The following is a 20,639-nucleotide window of genomic DNA, read 5'->3' on the forward strand; positions in this document are numbered from 1 at the left end:
AAGCGTAAACACCTCTGGAAATTTTTGTTAGCTTAGTCTATATTTTACCGGTAAGGAGGTATTGTTATGGATAAAAATAAAATGGAACGGATGCGCACGGGCAAAGGTTTTATTGCTGCGCTCGACCAAAGCGGCGGCAGTACACCCAAAGCTTTGGCTTTGTACGGGGTGGAAAAAAACGAATACGCAAATGAAAAAGAAATGTTCGACCTCGTTCATGCGATGCGCACTCGTATTGTCAGTGCACGGGCGTTTAATGCCGACAGGATTTTGGCTGCTATCTTATTTGAACAAACTATGGACAGGGAAATCGAAGGTATGCCTACCGGCGATTATTTGTGGAACAAAAAAGGAATAGTGCCCTTTTTAAAGATAGATAAAGGGCTGTCAGATGCAGCCGATGGCGTTCAGCTTATGAAGCCGATAGACGATTTGGATGCGCTGCTTGAACGTGCGGTTAAAAACAATATGTTCGGTACAAAAATGAGGTCGGTTATAAAAGAGGCGAACGCTGCCGGTATTAAAGCGGTAGTCGATCAGCAATTTGAATTGGGCTTGCGGATTGCAAAATACGCTCTTGTGCCGATTATCGAGCCTGAAGTCGATATTCACAGTTGTTCAAAAGCGGAATGCGAAAACATGCTAAAAAAAGAACTGCAAACGCATATCGAAAAACTGCCCGAAGATACATACATTATGCTTAAATTGAGCATTCCATCTCAAGCTGATTTGTACAAAGATTTTATCGGTCATCCGAAAGTGCTGCGTGTGGTAGCACTTTCCGGCGGATACAGCCGCGACGAAGCAAATCTTTTGCTTGCAAAAAATCATGGTATGATTGCCAGTTTTTCGCGCGCTCTTGCCGAAGGTTTAAACGCAAAGCAATCGCAAGAGGAATTCGAAAAAACGCTTGATGCTTCTATTGAGGGAATTTATCGGGCATCGATAACGTAAACGTTTCCGCATAAACGTGTTGACCGTGCGCTTAGGCTGCGTGCGGTCGTTTTTTTTGCTTGTTTTCTGTGCAGTTTAAGCGCTTAAGTAACCTCGGGCGCTTTTTTTTGTTATAATTGCATTATGGAAAAAAGTATACGAATACGCTCGTTTTTTTACCTGTTATCGGTTTTCGTATGGGTTTTATGTACCGCTTGTGCAACTTTATTGGTTGAAGGCAGCAATCCCGTTCAGCGCGCCGACTCTGCAGCACAATTACTTTTGGACGGCAGTACCGGCGATACGTACATAAAAGCATATAAAACGGAAACCGAAAAAGCCGAGCAGTACATTGCCGATATGCTTAAAAAAGCCGAAGCCGACGAATCGCTGTATGCCGATATCGCCGACAATGTTGACGAATGGCTTTCTTTTTATGAAAAAGTCGGCGCGCTGTCCAAACGCTATCCGGACGGTTTAACCGGAAAAAGCGAAACCGTTTTTTTTAAAACCGCCGATTACCGTGCGCTTAAAGAAAAAGCCGCACAAAAAGCGTGCACGGCTTTATTCCGCGAAGCTGAACGCTTGCACCAAGCTTCTTCCGGCAATTTGGAAAAACTGCCGCGTATACTGTCTGTGCTTAAGAGGGCACGGAATTATTCATACAAAGAGGATGAGCGGCTTTGTCCCTTTGGCGCACAATTGTGTTTTGCAGCAGCCGAAGCGGATTCGCAATCAAACAATCCTAAAATACTTGTGCGCGCCGCCGACTACTATATGCAAGCAGATTCTTGGCTAAGCGGCTATAAAAATGCGGTAAAAAAAGCCGATTTACTTAAGCAAAGAGCAGTACAATTATATGTGCAGGATGCAAACGCTAAAATGAATTTAAAAAATTATCCTGCGTTCAGACAAGCAAAGCAGTTGTACTTACAAGCTCGGCACATTGCACCGGATGCCGTTTCGGCAGAACTTTCCGATGTAAACAAAAAATTAACTGTGCGTTTGTACATTGTCTACGGCGGTATGAATTCAAAGTATCCGGACGAAGCGGGAATAAAAAAAGCCGTGCAGGAAACGGTACAAAACACGCTTATGGGACCGGATACGGTGGACGTTTATTTTATGCACGAAAACGAAAGCGGTCGTTTGTTTTTTGCCGAAAAAGACGGAGCGGATCTCGTCTTTGCGCCTTCGGATTCTTTCGGAACCGTATGGGAAGTAAACGGACCGATAAATTTGTCTTCGAGCAGTGTTTCCAAAACCGTAGACGGTGTTACGTATACCGGAACAATAAACGAAAGCAGCCAAAAAGTAACGGTATTTTTTCAAAACGATTTTGTACTATATGATGTGCGCAGCGGAACAAAAAAAGAGTTAAACGTTTTCCGGCAAGAAGGACATAAAACATCAAAAGTGTTTACTTCCCGCTCGTATAAAGGGGATGAAAGAGCCCGTCCATCCGATTTTGATGCCGGTGCGCTGTACGTACCGGGGCAATACGCGCTCTTTTTTCCCGGTTTTAAAGCAAAAAACGAAGACTATGCCGCGCTTACGCAAAGTTTCGGTACGCTTAACGAAACGGGTAAGCAATTATGCTGGATTATTTCGAACTTGCAGTATACGGAAAACTAAATTTAAAACAGCATTTGCATACTTCCTTCGTTTCGGTGCATAAGTACGGCTTCTTCCACATGTTTTTTTTGTATAAACTCGCACTCTTCCATGTCTGCAATAGTGCGCGCAATTTTTATACAGCTGTGTATTCCCCGTGCGGAAAAACCGAATTTATTTGACTGTACGTTTAAAAAGTCCGCGCTTTCGTTATCCATCGGGCACAGTGTGTTTATTTCGGAAGCTTCAAGGTATGAATTCGGTTTTTGTTGACGGCGCCTTTGAACGGCGACGGCTTTTGCAATGCTTTTGCGTAATTCTTCGGTAGAAAAATTTTTATCCGCAACACTGCCGTTTTTTGCTTTACCGCATACGCCGTCTTCCGGCGCCGACAAAGCTACGCGTATATCGATTCTGTCCAAAAGCGGGGCGGAAAAACGACGCCAATACTGTTCTATTGCACGCGGTGCGCACAAACAGATTTTATCGGGACAGCCGAAATTGCCGCAAGGGCAGGGATTTGCCGCAAGTAAAAGCTGGAAGCGGGCGGGGTATTCAGTTGTTCTACCCGCGCGGCTTAAGCTGACTTTTCCTTCTTCCAGCGGAACGCGCAGCGCTTGCAAAACGGAAATGCGGAATTCGGAAGCTTCGTCTAAAAATAAAACGCCGTTGTGCGCTAAAGAAATTTCTCCGGGGCGGCAGTGCGTTCCGCCGCCGATAATACCTTCGAGCGTTGAGCTTTGGTGCGGCATGCGGAACGGCGGTTCGTATATCATTTTTTTACCCGAAATCAAATTGCCCGCAAGGCTGTGAATACGGGTTACGGTGAACGCTTCTTTTTCGGTAAGCAGGGGAAGCAGCGTGTAAAAACGTTTAAGCGCAAGCGTTTTTCCGCAACCCGGCGGTCCGTATACCATAAGATTGTGCCTGCCCGCCGCAGCCGTTTGCAGTGCGCGTATTAAAAAAGGTTGTCCTGCAACGTTTTTAAAGTCGAGTTCTTGTGCAAAGGGGGCAAACGATACGCTTTGTTTTTGTTGCATGTAATCTTGTGTTCCGCATGTGTCCGTGCGTATGTCCGTACCGCTACCGCTGCCCGTACCGGCTGCGGCGGTAGCACTTGAATCCGCATGGGTACCGGCGCCCGCATTTACGGCTTTGTTCGCTTTTGCGGCTGTTTGAGCGGAAAAAAGTTTGCCGGATTCGTTTTGACCTTTTTTTGCACACTGTACAAAGCTTTTAAAAGCTTGTGCAAGGTTTTGTGCGGCACAGACTGTCATATCGGAAAAAGACGCCGCTTCGGCTTTGTTTTCTGCAGGGATAACACAATAGCGTATGCCGTATTCGTGTGCGGTTGAAAGCGCCGCATACACACCGCGTACCGGCCGCACGCGCCCGGAAAGTTCAAGTTCCCCCATAACCAATACGTCATCCGCTTCCGTAGTTTCAACTTTAGTTTCCGGATATTGTTTTTTATACAACACTGCAAGCGCGATTGCTAAATCAAAACCTGCGCCTTCTTTTTTTACGTCTGCAGGCGACAAACTTATCAATACCCGTTCGGCAGGAAATTCAAAACCGGAGTTCCGTATGGCGGCTCTCATACGTTCCCTCGATTCCCGAACAGCGTTGTCCGCAAGGCCTACCAAATCTACAGCCGGAATGCCCCGCCGTAAATCCACTTCAACCGCAACAAGTGCGCCTTCATAACCGAATGGCGAAAAACTGTATATTCTCATACTAATACTTATTGTCGTTTTTAGTAAAAAAATGTGTACTTTTTTTTAACTTTTTTTGTTTTTTTTATTGATAGATGGATTTTTTTTTATTTTTAGGGTATAATGAAAAAAAATGGACGCTGAAAAGAGGAATCGGTATGCCTAAAGCAATTCAGTATACGAAAGGTTCGATTATTTATTTTGCGGGTGATCGCGATGAACGTATATTTATTTTGCAACAGGGACTTATTATTTTAAAAAGTACTGATATTGAAACCGGAATGCCCAAAACCGAATATATCAAACAAGGGGAATTTTTCGGCGTAAAGTCGGCTTTAGGGCATTTTCCCCGTGAAGAAACGGCAACCGTCGCCGCAGGCAGCATTGCCGTAGCGTTCAGCGTAGCGGAATTTGAAAAAAACTTTAGTTCCAATAAAGCGGTTATTATGAAAATGCTAAAAGTGTTTTCAAATCAATTGCGTGCGATTCACCGCAAAACCGAATCCATTTTGGATAGCAGTATCGATATAAATCAAATGTGCGGTTTGATGTCGGTAGCGCAAAGTTTTTTTACCGATGCACAATACCAAGCATGCTGTGATGTGTGTTTAAAGCTGCTTACCGGTTTTCCCGATGCGCCGAATAAAAACGAAGCTGCAAAATTATTTACCGATGCCAAGCGCCGCTTAAGTGTACAAAAACAACGGGACGACAGCCGTCGCGGAACCGATGAAAAAAATACATACGCCGCTTTTGCAATGCATTCTCCATCCCATGCTTCTCTTTTAAAACAGTTTTCTCTTCCGGCTTTTTCGCGTTTTGCAAGAACTTTTGAAGCAGGTTCGGTTATTATTGCCGAATACGAACGCGGCGACAATTTTTATTTGATTTTGTCGGGTTTAGTACAGCTTGTTAAGTGCGTAAACGGAGAAAAGAAAAACTTAGATATTTTACGGCCTGCCGAATTCTTCGGTGAAATGGCAATATTGGAAAATTCGCCGCGTTCGGCTACAGCGCTTGCCTTGGAAAAAGTTGAAGTATTGGAATTTAACAAAGAAAACTTTGAAATTCTTATTACCGGCAATCCGTACATAGCTCTTATTTTGCTTAAACTGTTTTGCAAACGCATTTATGACCAAAAACGGCGGCTTAAAATTTTGGTTATTGAAGATATTCAAGCACGTCTTGCCGATGTTTTTGTTATGTTTGACGAAATGAATCCGCCGCCTAATCCGAACGATAAAACGCGCCGGTTTAATTTAACCGTTCAGGATATTTCACATTGGGCGGGGCTTCCCGTAGAAACAGCGCGCGAAGAAATAAACAAATTTGTCGAAAAACACAGGATAGAAATATTCGATTCGTATATTACGGTAAACAATATTGCGGATATGCGCCGCATTGTGGATACGCGTTCAGCACTTCACTATAAATAAACTAAAAATACCGGTACAGTTTGATTTTAGCAACCGCGTATTTGCAGTGTAGGAGATTTTATGAAATATATGGTAAAAAAACAACAAAAATTACGGATTATGCGCACAGCCGGCGTTTTTTTTACGCTTGTATGTATATTGTCCGCCTTTGCTTCGTGTTCGGTAAAAACTTCGCAATGGCAGTCCGATTACGATACGGCTTTATCTGCGGCTCAAGCCGAAAACAAAGGCATTCTTTTACTTTTTACCGGACTTGGTTGGGATACGGTCAGTACAAAATTAAAAGCCGATATATTTGACAGCGAAGAATTTATAAAAAATGCGGGAAAGAGCTATATTTTACTTCACATAGATATTGAAAATATCGATATTGCAGCGGATAAAGAAACGGCAAAAAACAACTTTATTCTTGCGTCAAATATGGGGGTACAAGCCGCTCCCACGGTTTTGCTTTTAACAAAAAGCGGTCAACCGTTTGCTTTTGTACCCATCAGTACCGAAGTAAAACTGCCTGCAGATATGCTTAAACTGATAAAAGAAAGCGGCAGGGGCGAAAGACGAGTAAACGTTTTATACAAAAAGATGCAAAAAGCGCAAGGTTTTGATCGGGTAAAATTGATAGATGCATATGTAGAAGCTATTCCCATCCAGTTCCGCCCGACGCTTACCGATTTGGCGTCTGAAGTGCTTGAGTTGGACCCGGAAAATAAAACCGGATTGTTGGGAAAATTCAAATTGCAAAAAGCGATAGAAGCTGTCGGAACGGCATTTGCGCAAGCCAGCGGTTTTGAAGCGGCATTAAACGATTTATTGATTTTAATAGACGAACCGAATATGCTCAATGCCCGGCAAAAGCAAGACGCGTATTACATGCTCGGTTATTTTTCCGCTCAAAGCGGAAAAGTTCCTAAGGATGAAGTAATCGCTTATATGCAGCAAGCATACAATGCCGCTCCCGATACACAAGAAGCGGCGCAGTTAGCTTCTCTTATAGAATCTTTAACCGGAACAACAGGAACTCAAAATAACGCGGCGGAGCAAAAAAACGGTTCGGCTGCCGTCGAAAATTCGGAAAAATGAATGTAACGGAAGCCCCTTTTGCCGGCATTTTACTTGTGCCGGCGCTTATCGTTCTTATTGTTTTATCTATGCTGTTTTCAGCCGCCGAAAGCGCTTTTTTGTCGGTTAATAAACTGCGCATACGCTTTTTACGCGATAAAAAACATAAAGCAGCCGTAAAAGCCGGAAAATTGCTGGACGACAAAGAAAAGCTTTTAAATACCGTACTTGCCGGAAATAATACGGTAAACGTATTGCTTTCGGTTTTGTTAACCGCTTCGGCGGTTGCACTGTTCGGGGAGCAAAACGGCTCAAAAAGTATTTTTGCCGCTTCGGCAGTGTCTACCGTACTTTTATTGATTTTCGGCGAAATCGTTCCCAAAACCCTTGCAAGCCGCCGCCCGGAAAGTACGGCGTTTAAATTGGCGCCCTTTATAAGCGTGTGCGCCGTTTTGCTCCATCCGCCGGTAGTTTTTTTTACCGCCGTATGCAAGCATATCATTAAGCTGTTCGGCATACAAACCGAAAAAAACACCGTATCGTTTAGCGAAGAAGAAATAAAAACATTTATAGAAGTCGGCGAAGAAGAAGGACTTATCCATTCCGGCGGTAAAAAAATGATGCGCCGCGTATTTACTTTTACCGACCTTGAAGCTCAAGACATTATGGTGCCGCGCACGGAAATAGTTGCGGTAAAGCAAACCGATTCGTATACAAGCGTTTTGGAATTGTCGCAAAAATCGCGTTTGTCGCGCTTTCCCGTTTTGGGAACCGGCATAGATGATATACGCGGTATTTTATATATGAAAGACGTTTTACTGTATTCAGGCGATACGCAATTATTTGAAATAAAAAAAATAATGCGCGAGCCGCTGTTCATCCTTAAAACAAAAAGTATGAGTACGGTTCGCCAACTATTGTACGAAAAGCGCCAAAGCATAGCGATTGTTTTGGACGAATATTCGGGAACTGCCGGCTTACTTACAAAGGAAAACATAACATCACAGATTTTCGGGAATATAGGCGACGAATACCGTTTGCCCGAAGTATACGATGTGCAGGCAAACGCTGCGGACGGTATACAAAAAAACGTACAACCGGGTGCGCAAGGCGAAATGATAGTCGACGGCAAAACCCGCTTAATCGATTTGTCCGAAACCTTGGGCACACAATTGCACTCCGATTTTAACGAAACGGTTGCCGGCTTTGTTATGGAAAAACTGGATAAAGTTCCCGCAGCCGGAGATTCTTTTGTGTATGAAGGCTGGTGTTTTTCCGTATGTACCGTCGCAGGATTGCGTGTGCGTTCTATCGGCATAAAGGCGGCAGAACACACATGAGCGTTGCTTTTATGCTTACCGCTTTGATATGTCTTGTTGCCGTATCCGCCGTTTTTTCCTCGTGCGAAACCGCTTTTTTATCACTTTCGTATGTGCGTATGCGCCAGATGCTCAAACAAAAAATTCCGAAAGCAAAACTTATCGAAAAATTAAAAAACGATATGCCTTTTTTACTTACGACAATTCTTGTAGGCAATAATTTTGTCAATTCGCTCGCATCCGCTTTAGCTGCAGCAGTAGCCCTTGCTTTGGCAGGAAAAAACGGCGCCTATGCCGCAGTTCCTGCCGCCGCCGCGTGTATGACGGCTTTAATTATCGTTTTCGGCGAAGTGCTTCCCAAAACAATAGCTTCTTTACAAAGCGAACAAACTGCCGTCCGTTTTGCTTCTTTTTTATACGCATTGGAAAAAATTCTATTCGTTCCGGTATGGCTTTTTTCGCGCTTTGCCGTCGCCGTAAATGCTTTGTCCGATATTTTCGGTAAAGCCGAAGCAAAGCATATCAGTGAAGATGAATTAAAAACCTTGTTCGACGTCGGCAGTCAAGAAGGTACTTTGGAACGAAGCGAAAAAGATATGCTGCACCGCATATTCGAATTCGGCGATTTACGCGTGCGCGATATTGTGTGCCCGCGTACGATGGTATACACAATCGATGCCGAAGCGACGTATGAACAAACGGTACAAGCTGTTGCCCGTTCGGGCTTTTCACGCTTACCCGTATGCGCTTCCGGCTTTGATAACGTAATCGGTCTTATTCATTTTAAAGACCTTTTATTTTATGCCGGATCCAAAGCGGATTTTTCGCCTAAAAAAATTATGCATACGGTATTGTTTGTGCCGGAAACTAAAACGGCGCTTTCTTTGCTGCACGTATTTAAAACTGAAAGCCGGCATTTTGCAATTGTAGTGGACGAACACGGCAGTAATTGCGGCATTGTTACCATGGACGATATTTTAAAAGCAGTGTTCGGCCGCATAACGGACGAATATAATACGCATACCCAAAACGCCGAACAGCGTATTACCGTTGTAAATCCGTACGAATTCGTTATACCCGGTGATATACTTTTAAGCGAAATAAACAATATGTTCGCTCTTGAACTTGTATCCGAAGAATACGAAACTTTTGCAGGATGGCTTTTGGAGTGCTTCGGTTATCTTCCCGAAAGCGGAGAACATATCGTTTGGAAAAACATAGTGTTTACGGTAGAAGAACAAAGGAACAGGCGTATTCAGCGTATCCGCATGCAGTATGCCAAGGAAATGCCGAAAGAGCGGTAAGTCGCTCCCGGTTTTCCTGCCGTATTATACAATACATTCCCCGTTTTTTTGTAGGAACTTCCAGTCATTTCGTTTATAAAAATACCGTTTATGCGGAGCTCTAAAGCATGCCGTATAAAAGCTTCGTTTGCACTGGGCAAGCTAAAACGTAAATTCAATTCTCCTTTTACCGAAGCCCATCCGTACATACGGTCAAAGAATTTGTACGCGACGACCGGCTGCGGCGCAGATATTGCGGTATTGTAGTGCGTATCTTGTGCCGCGCCAACTGATACCGGAATAAAGCACAAATTGGCAGTTAAGTCGAAGTTTGGATGAGCTTTCCACTGTACAAACGAAGCAAGGTAGGGAAGGTATAGATCCTGCCGGTATAAAATAACATCTCCTGTAAACGAAGAGCGTGCTTGTCCCGGATTTTCTTTGTAGCCGTCGTGTGCACACAGCGCCGTTGTCATAAATTGAAAGCCCGCGCCGGATCCCGTGCTCAGTTTTGATACATCTAAAATCTTGTATGCAAACAAAATATCGCCGTTAAAAATACCTTCCGTGCGTACCGGATGTTCGGAAAAATCGGTAAGGGTGTCGTCAAAGTTTTTCCAATCTCTGTCTTGCATAAAACCGCTGCCGGAAACCGGTAAAACGGTTTGTGCCTTACAGGCAATACGCATGCGCTTTATATCGAAGCTTGCGTTTACGGCGATTGTCCATAAAAAATGTAAATCCCAATCGAGTTTGCTTAAGCGCGTATATGTTCCGTCTGATTTTTGTGCGTATACCAGTTCGCTCATATCACCGTATATAAAGCCGCTGTCAAAAGAAAAAGAAGCTTCGTCGAACCACGGGTTTAAAAAGCGCTTTCCTTTTTTTGCTTCATTGGCGCTTGAGTTTGCATTTGTACTTGAGCTTTCGTTTGAGCTTGCGCCGGTTTGATTTTTTTGAGTTTGAGATGCATCTGCAGCTGTATCCGTTTTTGTATCGGGGGGCTCATTTGCGCTGCTTTGTGCGCCGGCAATTGCTGCGCCGTATAAAAATACACACAAACACGTAAATACAAAAAAAACAGTTTTTTGTTTAGTTTTCATAAGCTGCTAAAGGGTTTGTTTTGTACAGTTTTAAAAATTGTTTGCGTACGCTTTCCAAATCTTTCGGATACGGCGCAGTAAACTGCAAGCATTTGTTTAAAACCGGATGGTCGAATTCCAAACTGAATGCGTGCAAAGCAAGGCGCGATAAAAGCGGCTTTTCTTCAAAGGGGTCGCCCCGCCATGATCGTTTTAATTCGGAAAGCAGTATAGGTTTTTGGTTGCCGCTGTACAGCGGGTCGCATACGATAGGCAAACCGTTTTTTGCCGCGTGCACGCGTATTTGGTGGGTGCGTCCGGTAAGCGGCTGCGCTTCAAGCCACGAAAAGGGTCCGCAATGTCCCAAGCATTTAAAATCCGTTATACAAGCTTTTCCTTTTTTGTGATGTACAAGCGTTCTGTGCCTTGCATCGGCGTCGGCTAAAAGAGGTAAGTCTACGTGCAGCGTTTCCCATAACGGCCGTCCGTACACAAGAGCGTGATAACATTTGCGTACGCACCGCTTTTCAAACGCTTCACACAGCGCTTTGTGGGCTTGCGCCGTGCGCGCATACAGTACCGCTCCGGAAGTATCTTTGTCTATGCGGTGCACGGCGTACAGTTCTCCCAAGCTTTTACTCGCAAGCACATCGAGCCTCGGCGCTTCCGGGTCGAAACGGTCTGATGCTACGGATAAGCCTGAACGCTTGTTCAGTACAGCTATAAAATCGTCTTCATAAATAACGGTAAAATCGATATTTGTTTTCATAAATGATTGTTGGTCCGTAAATACCTATGTTTTTTTTCCAAACAACTATAACACAGCCGCTTTACAGGGGCAAGAGGAAAAACAATACGTATTGTCAAAGCATTTGTTTTACGGCATAATAAAGTTCAATGTTTAGGGAGGCTTAAATGGCGCATTGTACGACAGCGGAAGCTGAAGCCGTTTTGGATAAAGAATTTAAAGTTTTGAATTCGGGATTTGTACGTCTTGTTGACTACATGGGAAACGATTCGCGGATTGTGCAATCGGCGCGGGTGTCTTACGGAGAAGGTACAAAAACGGTCAGAGAAGACGGAGCGCTTATCGATTACCTTTTGCGCCACGAACATACTTCTCCCTTTGAGCAAGTTATATTAACTTTTCATATAAAAATGCCCATATTTGTTGCCCGCCAATGGATACGGCACCGCACCGCTCGCGTAAACGAAATTTCGGGGCGTTATTCCATTATGAAAGACGAATTTTACGTTCCTGCCGAAGAAGATGTTGCAAAACAAAGCACGGACAATAAACAGGGGCGTTCCGAAGAAAAACCGGACGCTTCTTTTGTGCAATCGGTAATTCTATCGCTAAAAAACGGGCAAAAAGCCGCTTACGGTGATTATATGCAATTGGTGGAAAGCCAAACGGCAAGAGAATTGGCGCGGGTGAATTTGCCGCTTTCTTTATACACTGAAATGTATTGGCAAATCGATTTACACAATTTGTTTCACTTTTTGCGTTTGCGTTTGGAAGCCCACGCACAAAAAGAAATCCGCGATTATGCAGCGGTTCTTTTGGAAATTACCCGGAAAGTTGCCCCTCTTGCAGTTTCTTCATTCGAAAACCACATACAAAAAGGTGTTTCGTTTTCCGGAGAAGAAATGGAAGCGTTGCGCCGCCGCTTAAACGGTCAAGAATGTGAACTAAGCGGTAAAAAATTGGAACGTTTTAACGAAAAAATCGCTACCGGTAAACAGCTGTAGCCGCACCTCTTTTATTCGCCGTTTGTACTTCCGCTCTCAGCGTTATCCGCATCGCGCTCATCGTCATCTAAAGATTCGCTTCCGGCGTTGTTTTGCGCTTCGTTTTGCATTTGGGAAGCGTTTTTTTTGGCAGTGTGTATCATATTACGCATGTGGCGCACAAACAAATCCTGCTGGTCGGAGCGCAAAGCGACTGCAAATTGAGGTTCTCCAGTGTTTTCGATTGTGCGGTAGGGAATGATCATTTTCATTTTATACGCGATGCTTCCCTTATCGTTTATCCACCAATCCAATACCCGAAGCGCGCACAGCGTATATTTCATCAAATTAAGCTTGGTAAACTCTTTTGACTTTGCTCCGCCCAGAAGTAGATTCAAACGGTACGAAACGGGAGTTTCCACATCAAAACCGAACGGCGTATTCAATTCATCGTCTGAAGAAGTTTCCGAAATTTCCGCCAGCCGTATCATATCGGAAAAAAGTCTTACCAAAACACGTACGCGGTCCGACAGCGAAATAAAAGAAGTATCTTGGCTCGGGCGTTCAATAAAGCATACTTCAAATACCAAGTGCGGATGAAAATAATATTTCATTTGCCACAGCCAATTTGAAAGCTGTTGTTTGCCGTATTTGGATTTGCTGAAATCGCTTTGTGTGTATACATGGTTAACGTATTCTTTTAAATCGGGAAGCATGATTTTATCAAAAAGTACTTCGCGGTATTGCGACCACTCGGCAAAAACTTTTTGCAAACTGTCGGGATTTTGATCGTCTTCTTCTTCCTCGCCGATATCGCGGTTAAACGAAATATTTCTGCAGCCTTGAAAAAAGTCTTCTATAATGCGCAGCAAAATTATCGTAATATGCAGCGGGTTTGAGGGCGCTATTAAATTAAACCCGTCTGCAAAAGAATACAAAGGCTGAAAATACGGGTACATATCCGGCGCACATGCTAAATTAAGCCAGCCCGATTCGGGGAATAAGCGTTCAAGTACGGCAAGGCTTTGAAAAAGCAAACGTTGCTGCGGAGTTGTTTGTTCTTCTTCGTTTCCGTCTTCATCGTTTTCGCTTGCGCTTTCTTCATCCTCTTCGCCGCTTTGCGCGCCGTCCGTATCTTGAACGTTGTCGTCGTTTTTTTTGGGCAGCACTAAATCGTATTTTGTTAAACAGAGGAAGCGCATAATGTCGGAAATATGTTTGGTATAAAAATCGGGGAAACTTTCGCATTCGCTTATGCACATGCGCATAAGAAGCGGATACAAGCCCTTTACGATTTGCCCGAAAATGTACAGCCATTCCGATGCCGCTTGCCGCGCGCTGTTTAAGTTTTTTGTTTTTTGATGTGCAGGCGAATTGAGTTCTGCCGTAAACGCATATAATTGTTTTATAAAACGCGTCATTTGCAGTTCGCCTAAAAAATATAACTGTATAAGCGGACGGAACAGAGTTTTTACAAAGGGTACGGCATGTTCGGTGTTAACCGAAGGTTCTTTTTTCTTTAACTTGGAAAGTTCGGTTTTTAACGGTATCGTATCCCAATTATTAAGCATACGCAGCGTGCGGAAAATCGGCTCATCGCTTTCGTTGATTTTGGTTTTGTACGTGCTCGGAGTTTCCAATACCAAGCTTTGGATATTGGAAATAAAAGATTCGACGTGTTTTACATGCGCGCTTAAATCGTTTTCAATAAAAGCGGTATCGATACGCTCCGAAGTACTTCTGCCGAAAGAAAACAATCTTGCAAAAAATCCGGGTACGGGGCGGATATGATATTCTTCCGAAATCATCAATTTATTGAACTGTTGACGCTGTTTTGGTGAAAGAGCGGGTAATGTATAGCGCTTGGGGCTTTGCATTTGCTGCTGTGCTGCCAAAGCCGAAATGCGTGCATTTAAAGATGCTTCATCGTCGTCGCGCTGTTTGAACGAAGATACTTTGCGGGAAACGGGAGTTTGCGGCGAAGTTTTCCGTACCGAGCGCATTTTTTGCAAAACGGCATCGTCTATTTCTTCGGATTTTTCAACACCGATTTCTCCGCCCAGTACTTTCATCATGCGCGCAGCTTCTTCTTTTTCAAGAACGCCGATGTTTTTTCGTGTTTTTTCAAGCTGCCCCGCTTCATATCGTGCAGGCGGTTTTTTAGTACTCATATTTCCCCGTTATAAACGTAAATATTGTTTTTTTGCAACGGCACAAAAATCTTTTAAGGTGAATTTGGTTCCGTGTTTATCTCGTACGGTTCCTTCGCACTTACCGTAGATTGTATGATACTCCGTACGTAAAATCAATATGCTTTTTTTTCGCACCGTATCCGATACGGGAAAAAACGAAAGATCTATCATGCTTTCCGTATCTTGAATAATCCATTGACCGTTCAAACCGTAAGGATGTGTAATTGTTACCGGCGGTAACGGCGTCGTTTCTCCTGCGGCAAACAATACGTTTTCGTTGTATAAATCGGGGTCAAACGGGTCTTGGTTTGAAGTGTATAAATTAAAGCGGATAGGCACGCCGTCTGCAGTGCCGAGAACCGTCAGCGATTGGCAGTGCGAGCGCAAGCGGTAATACGAACGGCGTACGGTAAAAAATCCCCAGTTTTCGACTTTTGCCGCATCCGGTTCGCTTTGTGCTGCACCCGGTTGCGCTTTTCGTGTAAGCGGTACGTTTTGAAGCGCTGAGCGGTATTGCAAAGAAAAAGAACCTTTGAGCGGCAGCGATAAATGGTGAACGGCGGCGCAGCGTCTCATAACCGGTGCGGGAATTACCGAAGTGTTGCATAGGCTGTATTCGTTTTGCAAATCGCCGGAAAAAGAAAAGGATACGTCGGCTCTGTGCGTATCGCCTTTTAGCCGGCACAAAAACGAAAACGTACCTTTAGTATAATCCCAGCGGATAATAAAAACCCGCTTTTTTTTCAGCGATGTGCATATACCCGATATAATGGTAAGTGGAATAATGCGCCGGCGCAATAAAATAAAAGAGCGGAACGATAATTTTTTTCCGCTTGAACGTTCCCATATATTTATTTCGGCAAAATCGAAAAAGTGAGCATCTATAATTTCCATAGTGCCGAAAAATTCGGGTGTTAAAAACGTAAAACATAAATTCGCCCGTATGCGCCAATTGGTAATAAAAGCCGGAAGCGGCATAATACTAAACGGCTGTTCCAGTTTTCGTATGTCGAGCGTTTTCGGCGCCGGAGTAAAATCTCCGAAAACCGGCTGCCCGGATTTTACTATGCTGTCCGGCGGTTCGCTTATGCTCCGCGTATACATCATTCCGTCCTTAACCGTTTTTAGCGGGCTAAACCGACCGCATCGAATTCTTTCGGTGAAGTATCTTTGCCTTCTATCCGTATAAAAACTTGGTTGGGTAAACATGCCGACCAATCGCCCGGCCGCCACAGCGGCGGACTTTGAACGCAAATACGGTTGCTGCACGGCGAATCGGCAAAACGCACTGTTGCGTTTTCTATAACAATACGGCTTATACCCAAAGCTCCCGGCACTTCTATTTCTTTGTCCGTATCCAGCGGATAAATCCATTCCCGCTTTTCGTTTGAAACGATTAAATGGGGTTTTTCTTCAACCGTGTTGCCGAAAAGTCGTGTTATCGAAAACATAGCGGCTGCTAAAAACAAAAAACCTACAATATAATCAATCCACTTTAATTTGATTTTTCCGTTGGGCGTATTCATTGCATCCTTTTCCGTAAGCGTTATTATACCGCTTTACCATAGTGAAGTCAATTTTTTTTACGTTTTTTACACTGTGAAGCAAATTTTGCTGTCTTTTGGCGCCATCGTCATCCTTGCGAAAAGGCTTTAATAACATTATAATAACGTATGAGCGTTGAATTCGGCGAATATTTTCCTTTATGGACTGCATTGACGGTTAAACACCGTAAGATTTTAAAAGAAGCAGCCGTATTTACCAAAGTACCCGAAGGAACGATACTACACAACGGTAAAGCAGACTGTATCGGCGTTATGCTTATTTTTGAAGGTCGTCTTAGAGCTTATATTATGTCGGAAAACGGAAAAGAAGCGACGCTTTTTCGATTGCTTGCGCACGATATGTGCGTATTGTCAGCTTCGTGTATGTTTTCAAGCATACAGTTTGAAATAACCATTGAAGCGGAAAAAAACACTTCATTTTGGCTTATACCGGCGGACATTTACCGCAGCGTTATGCGCCAATCCGCCGTGCTTGCCAATTACACCAACGATTTAATAACTTCCCGTTTTACCGACGTTATGTGGCTTATAGAACAAATAATTTTTAAAAGCATGGACGAGAGACTTGCATCTTTTTTGCTTGACGAAAGCCGCCTTGAAAATACTCAAAAGTTGTGCATTACGCATGAACAAATCGCCCGCCACTTGGGGAGCGCACGCGAAGTTATTACGCGTCTTTTAAAGTATTTTCAAGAAGACGGCTGCGTGCGTTTGCGGCGCGGCGGCATTGAAATAACCGATATGCAAAAACTGGAAGTAAAAGCGGAAAATCCGCCGCACTAAACGCCTGTTTAAAACACCGCAGTAAACAAACCGCCGCCGCACTGAATCGGCGGGCAGCCGGTTTTATTTAAGCATATCCAAAATGCCGCCTTTATCGCGTGCGCCCACTTCTTGGCGTGTAAGCTTTCCGTTTTTGAATACCATAAGGGTAGGAATGCTCATAACTCCATATTGGGCGGCAAGTTCGCTTTGTTCGTCTACATTTACTTTGCCGACTTTTGCGTAATCGATTTCTTCGGCAATTTCATCAACTATCGGAGATACCATGCGGCACGGACCGCACCAGCTTGCCCAAAAATCAACCAATACGGGTTTGTCCGATTCCATAACTTCTTTTTGAAAATTATCTTTGGTAAGAGTAATAACTGCCATAACATGCTCCTTATAATTTATTATACCAAGTAATATATATTTTTTTAGCACACAGCGACGGTGAGAAAGTTACTAAAGTGTACTAAAGCCGGTTTTTTTTGCATACATCCTCAATAAGGCACTGCGTGCATTTGGGGTTTTTTGCTGTACACGTATAACGTCCGTGCAAAATAAGCCAGTGGTGCGCGTGTAGCATAAACTCTTTGGGAATACATTTAAGTAAATCCTGTTCCACTTGCAGCGGCGTTGTTCCGTCGGACAATCCCATGCGCGGCGATATACGCAAAAGATGAGTGTCCACCGGCATAGTCGGCTGCGAATACACAACGTTAAGCACAACATTTGCCGTTTTTCTTCCTACGCCCGGCAGCTTTTCTAAATCTTCGCGTTTTTGCGGCAGCTTTCCGCCGTATTCATCGATTAGCATACGGCACAAACCCATAACATGCTTTGCTTTGGAACGGTACAAGCCGATCGTTTTAATATACGAAATCAGCTTTGCTTCGCCGAGCGCCAGTATTTTTTCGGGCGTGTCGGCAATTTTGTACAGAGGTTCGGTCGCTTTGTTTACACTTTTGTCCGTTGCCTGCGCGGAAAGCACTACCGACACCAAAAGTGTAAACGGGTTTTGTGCGCGCAATTCCGTCGCCGGTTCGGGATTTTGTTTTTGAAAGCGCCGGAATATTTCAGAGATTTCTTTTTTGCCGAGAAATTGAAAATCCTTATCTGACGGCATTTTTCAAAGCTTCCGCCTTATTCGTGCGTTCCCAGCTGAATTCTTTGCGTCCGAAATGACCGTATACCGATGTTGCCTGGTACACCGGTTTTTTAAGGTCGAGCGTACGTATAATGCCGGCAGGGGAACAGTCGAACGTATCGCGTACGGCTTGAACGAGCACGTCGTGCGCAACTTTTCCGGTACCGAACGTTTCTATCATAATTGAAACGGGGAAGGGAACGCCGATTGCATAAGCAAGCTGAACTTCGCAGCGCTCGGCAAGACGGGCGGCAACAATATTTTTTGCAATATAACGCGCCATATATGCTCCGGAGCGGTCTACCTTAGACGCATCTTTGCCGCTGAATGCACCTCCGCCATGGCGTCCCATGCCGCCGTATGTGTCGACAATCAGTTTGCGTCCGGTAAGCCCCGTATCTCCTGCAGGACCGCCGATAACAAAACGTCCGGTCGGGTTAATAAAAAACTTTGTTTTTTTATCCAATAAACCGGTAGGCTCCAAAACGGGCTTAACGATTTCTTCTATAATACCCTCGGACAGCGTTTTGTATTTTACCTCCGGGTTGTGCTGATGCGATATAACCACTGTGTCTATGCGCACGGGTTTGTGCCCTTCGTATTCTACGGTAACTTGACTTTTTGCGTCCGGACGCAGCCAGCCGAGCGTTCCGTTTTTGCGTATTTTTGAAGCTTTGCGCAGCAGTTTATGTGCGTACATAAGAGAAGCGGGCATAAGCTCCGGCGTTTCCGAACATGCAAAGCCGAACATCATACCCTGATCTCCTGCGCCCTGCTGTCCTTTGAACTCTTTAAGACCTTCTCCGCTTACTCCCTGATTGATGTCGGGCGATTGAGAATGAATGATGTTTAACACTGCCATGGAATTGCAATCCAAACCGAATGAAGCGTCCGTATAGCCGATATCGCCTGCAATTTTCCGTGCCAAAGCCGGAACGTCTACAAAGGTACGTGTGGTAATTTCGCCTCCCACTAAAATGAGCGCAGTTGAAGCAAAGGTTTCGCATGCAACACGGCTTTCAGGATCATCTTTTAAGCATGCATCCAGTACCGCATCCGAAATTTGATCGCACAATTTGTCCGGATGTCCTTCTCCGACCGATTCCGATGTAAAAAGATATTTTTCCGCCATAGTATCTCCCATAAAAAAACTACACAAAAAGTTGTTTTGCCAGTATAATACATTTGAACTCTTTAGAGAAGATATCGGAAGGAGGCGATTATGGCATTAAAAAAAACATACGATAAAACCGGAAAAATCTGTACGGTTACTTTTTCTCTTCCCGAACAGGGAGCAAGCGGTGCGCAAAACGTATGGCTTGTCGGTGATTTTAACAATTGGAGCGCTTCGGAAACTCCGATGAAAAAACAAAAAGACGGTTCTTTTTCCGTAAAAGTCAAACTCGAAAGCCCTCATGAATACCAATTCCGCTATTTAATCGACGGTAAAACATGGGAAAACGATTGGGCAGCCGATGCCTATGTTCCCGCTCCGTATTCCAACACTGATAACTCTCTTGTGCGAGTGTAAAGCACGGCGCTTTTGCCGGCTGCCGTAACCGCCGGGGCTGTGCGACTTCTAAACGCGGTGCCGTTTGCAGCTTTGAGCGCAGCGTGTTTTATTTTGTTTTGAACGTTTCGTTCAATACGGTAAAATGTGCTTTAAGCTGTTCTCCTACACCTATATTTTTTTTATCGTCGATGTATAAACCTGTAATACCGTACTGTTCTAAAAAAGCCGCCCCTTTTTCTTTTCCCATAACAAACACCGCCGTAGCGAGCGCATCTGCTTGCATTGAAGATGAATGCACTATGGTTACCGACATTAAACCGTTGTCTGCAGGACGGCCCGAAGCGCAGTCCAAAAGATGATGGTAGCGCTTGCCGCCGCGTTCAAAAAAGCGTTCGTATATGCCGGAGGTAACGACCGAAACGTTTTTTACATCGACTACGGCAGCCGGCTGATCTGCCGGGGCGAAAGGGTCTTTTATGCCGATGTGCCACATGCTTTTATCTTTTTTTTCACCGACCGCATAAATATTACCGCCCAAATCGATGATTGCGCGCGGTATGTGTTCTTCCCGTATAATGCGGACGATTTCGTCGGCAGCATAGCCTTTTGCAATACCGCCCAAATCGAGCGCCATTCCTTTTTGCAAAAGAAAAACTTCATTTTTGTCGACACGTACCTTTTTCCAATCGCATAAGGGAAGCACTGCATTTATTTCCTGTTCCGACGGCAAGTGCGGACTGTCGCTTCCTATATTCCACAGTTTTACCAAGGGGCCCGAAGCAGGATTAAAAGCGCCGCCGCTCTTTTCGGCAACAGCGAGCGCTGCCGTTATTACTTCCAAAGTGTCTTCGTGTACGCTTACCGCTGAAATTCCTGCCGCTTGGTTTACGCGCGCTATATCTGAATTTTCGAGATTTGCACTCATGTGTTCTTCTATTTGTTCAAGGCGTTCAAATATCCGGTTGTAGCGCTTTGGTGTTCCGTATTCAAACAGCTGGATGGTACACACTGTGCCCAAAACAGGTCGAGTTTGTTTTTCTATAACGTTCGTGCGGCAGGAAACAAAAAAAGGGCTGCCGAAAAGAGCGGCTGCAAAAAGCGCACGTGCGGCGCTGCGGACAAAACTGTATTTATGTATATGTGAATAATGCATAAACACTACTATAGCGCATAAATCGTTTTGTTTAAATAGATATTGTTGACAGCCCATTGCTATAGTGGTAGTATACTTGTATATAAGACTTTGCAAAACGCCGGTAAGCCGGTGCGATTGCAGGCTGCGCTT

Annotated in this window: 19 protein-coding genes; 9 read left to right on the forward strand and 10 right to left on the reverse strand. The window is 44.4% G+C overall.

The features are described 5' to 3' along the window. Window positions 1-66: 66 nt before the first annotated feature. Window positions 67-954 carry a fructose bisphosphate aldolase gene (locus HMPREF9193_RS04140; protein ID WP_021686817.1) on the forward strand — a complete coding sequence of 296 codons (888 nt, stop codon included), beginning with the start codon at window positions 67-69 and terminating at the stop codon, window positions 952-954. Between the two features lie 123 nt (window positions 955-1,077). Then, window positions 1,078-2,568, forward strand: coding sequence for a hypothetical protein (locus HMPREF9193_RS04145; protein WP_021686818.1), 1,491 nt, complete (start codon window positions 1,078-1,080; stop codon window positions 2,566-2,568). A 2-nt stretch (window positions 2,569-2,570) separates the two neighbouring features. Here HMPREF9193_RS04145 and HMPREF9193_RS04150 read toward each other — a convergent pair whose 3' ends face one another. Then, window positions 2,571-4,283, reverse strand: coding sequence for a YifB family Mg chelatase-like AAA ATPase (locus tag HMPREF9193_RS04150; protein WP_021686819.1), 1,713 nt, complete (start codon window positions 4,281-4,283; stop codon window positions 2,571-2,573). 137 nt (window positions 4,284-4,420) lie between these two features. Here HMPREF9193_RS04150 and HMPREF9193_RS11015 point away from each other — a divergent pair, with 137 nt between their 5' ends. From HMPREF9193_RS11015 to HMPREF9193_RS04170, 4 genes are read left to right on the forward strand one after another with little or no spacing between them, the layout of a single operon-like run. Further along, the gene (locus HMPREF9193_RS11015) at window positions 4,421-5,698 is read left to right on the forward strand and encodes a Crp/Fnr family transcriptional regulator (protein ID WP_040847473.1); all 1,278 of its coding nucleotides are present in this window, start codon (window positions 4,421-4,423) and stop codon (window positions 5,696-5,698) included. Window positions 5,699-5,758: 60 nt separating this feature from the next. Further along, window positions 5,759-6,778, forward strand: coding sequence for a thioredoxin family protein (locus HMPREF9193_RS04160; RefSeq protein ID WP_021686821.1), 1,020 nt, complete (start codon window positions 5,759-5,761; stop codon window positions 6,776-6,778). Continuing rightward, entirely contained in the window at window positions 6,775-8,097 is a 1,323-nt protein-coding gene (locus HMPREF9193_RS04165) for a hemolysin family protein (RefSeq protein WP_021686822.1), read from the forward strand. The genes HMPREF9193_RS04160 and HMPREF9193_RS04165 overlap by 4 nt, the downstream gene beginning before the upstream one ends. Further along, window positions 8,094-9,380 (forward strand): hemolysin family protein, encoded by a 1,287-nt coding sequence (locus tag HMPREF9193_RS04170; RefSeq protein ID WP_021686823.1) that lies wholly within the window; start codon window positions 8,094-8,096, stop codon window positions 9,378-9,380. Before HMPREF9193_RS04165 ends, HMPREF9193_RS04170 begins: the two co-directional genes overlap by 4 nt. Here HMPREF9193_RS04170 and HMPREF9193_RS04175 read toward each other — a convergent pair. Continuing rightward, window positions 9,332-10,462, reverse strand: coding sequence for an omptin family outer membrane protease (locus HMPREF9193_RS04175; RefSeq protein WP_021686824.1), 1,131 nt, complete (start codon window positions 10,460-10,462; stop codon window positions 9,332-9,334). The genes HMPREF9193_RS04170 and HMPREF9193_RS04175 overlap by 49 nt on opposite strands. Continuing rightward, on the reverse strand, window positions 10,452-11,210 hold the full coding sequence (locus HMPREF9193_RS04180; RefSeq protein WP_021686825.1) for an RluA family pseudouridine synthase: 759 nt from the start codon (window positions 11,208-11,210) through the stop codon (window positions 10,452-10,454). The genes HMPREF9193_RS04175 and HMPREF9193_RS04180 overlap by 11 nt, the downstream gene beginning before the upstream one ends. A gap of 146 nt (window positions 11,211-11,356) precedes the next feature. Here HMPREF9193_RS04180 and thyX point away from each other — a divergent pair, with 146 nt between their 5' ends. Then, window positions 11,357-12,193, forward strand: a complete 837-nt coding sequence (gene thyX / locus HMPREF9193_RS04185) for an FAD-dependent thymidylate synthase (protein WP_021686826.1) — start codon at window positions 11,357-11,359, stop codon at window positions 12,191-12,193. A gap of 11 nt (window positions 12,194-12,204) precedes the next feature. On the opposite strand, the gene HMPREF9193_RS04190 is transcribed toward thyX, so the two are convergent. From HMPREF9193_RS04190 to HMPREF9193_RS04200, 3 genes are read right to left on the reverse strand one after another with little or no spacing between them, the layout of a single operon-like run. Continuing rightward, on the reverse strand, window positions 12,205-14,343 hold the full coding sequence (locus HMPREF9193_RS04190) for a hypothetical protein (RefSeq protein WP_021686827.1): 2,139 nt from the start codon (window positions 14,341-14,343) through the stop codon (window positions 12,205-12,207). A gap of 9 nt (window positions 14,344-14,352) precedes the next feature. Beyond that, window positions 14,353-15,471 (reverse strand): DUF2804 family protein, encoded by a 1,119-nt coding sequence (locus HMPREF9193_RS04195; RefSeq protein WP_021686828.1) that lies wholly within the window; start codon window positions 15,469-15,471, stop codon window positions 14,353-14,355. 17 nt (window positions 15,472-15,488) lie between these two features. Next, the gene (locus tag HMPREF9193_RS04200; RefSeq protein ID WP_021686829.1) at window positions 15,489-15,890 is read right to left on the reverse strand and encodes a NusG domain II-containing protein; all 402 of its coding nucleotides are present in this window, start codon (window positions 15,888-15,890) and stop codon (window positions 15,489-15,491) included. A 147-nt stretch (window positions 15,891-16,037) separates the two neighbouring features. On the opposite strand from HMPREF9193_RS04200, the gene HMPREF9193_RS04205 reads away from it, so the two are divergent. Beyond that, window positions 16,038-16,712, forward strand: a complete 675-nt coding sequence (locus tag HMPREF9193_RS04205) for a Crp/Fnr family transcriptional regulator (RefSeq protein ID WP_021686830.1) — start codon at window positions 16,038-16,040, stop codon at window positions 16,710-16,712. A gap of 63 nt (window positions 16,713-16,775) precedes the next feature. On the opposite strand, the gene trxA is transcribed toward HMPREF9193_RS04205, so the two are convergent. The 3 genes from trxA to metK all read right to left on the reverse strand — a co-directional run bounded on the left by trxA (window position 16,776) and on the right by metK (window position 18,973). Next, window positions 16,776-17,084 (reverse strand): thioredoxin, encoded by a 309-nt coding sequence (gene trxA, locus HMPREF9193_RS04210; protein ID WP_040847474.1) that lies wholly within the window; start codon window positions 17,082-17,084, stop codon window positions 16,776-16,778. Window positions 17,085-17,166: 82 nt separating this feature from the next. Then, window positions 17,167-17,820, reverse strand: coding sequence for an endonuclease III (nth, locus tag HMPREF9193_RS04215; RefSeq protein WP_021686832.1), 654 nt, complete (start codon window positions 17,818-17,820; stop codon window positions 17,167-17,169). After that, window positions 17,807-18,973: a methionine adenosyltransferase gene (gene metK, locus HMPREF9193_RS04220; RefSeq protein WP_040847476.1), complete on the reverse strand. Its 1,167-nt coding sequence runs from the start codon at window positions 18,971-18,973 to the stop codon at window positions 17,807-17,809. Before metK ends, nth begins: the two co-directional genes overlap by 14 nt. A 90-nt stretch (window positions 18,974-19,063) precedes the next feature. Between metK and HMPREF9193_RS04225 the strand changes: the two genes are divergently transcribed. Then, a complete protein-coding gene (locus tag HMPREF9193_RS04225; RefSeq protein WP_021686834.1) occupies window positions 19,064-19,372 on the forward strand; it encodes an isoamylase early set domain-containing protein in 309 nt (102 codons plus the stop codon). An 88-nt stretch (window positions 19,373-19,460) separates the two neighbouring features. Here the strand turns inward: HMPREF9193_RS04225 and HMPREF9193_RS04230 are convergent, their stop codons facing one another. After that, a complete protein-coding gene (locus HMPREF9193_RS04230; protein ID WP_021686835.1) occupies window positions 19,461-20,564 on the reverse strand; it encodes an FAD:protein FMN transferase in 1,104 nt (367 codons plus the stop codon). Window positions 20,565-20,639 lie beyond the last annotated feature (75 nt).

Source organism: Treponema lecithinolyticum ATCC 700332 (assembly GCA_000468055.1).
In the GTDB taxonomy this organism is placed as follows: domain Bacteria; phylum Spirochaetota; class Spirochaetia; order Treponematales; family Treponemataceae; genus Treponema_C; species Treponema_C lecithinolyticum.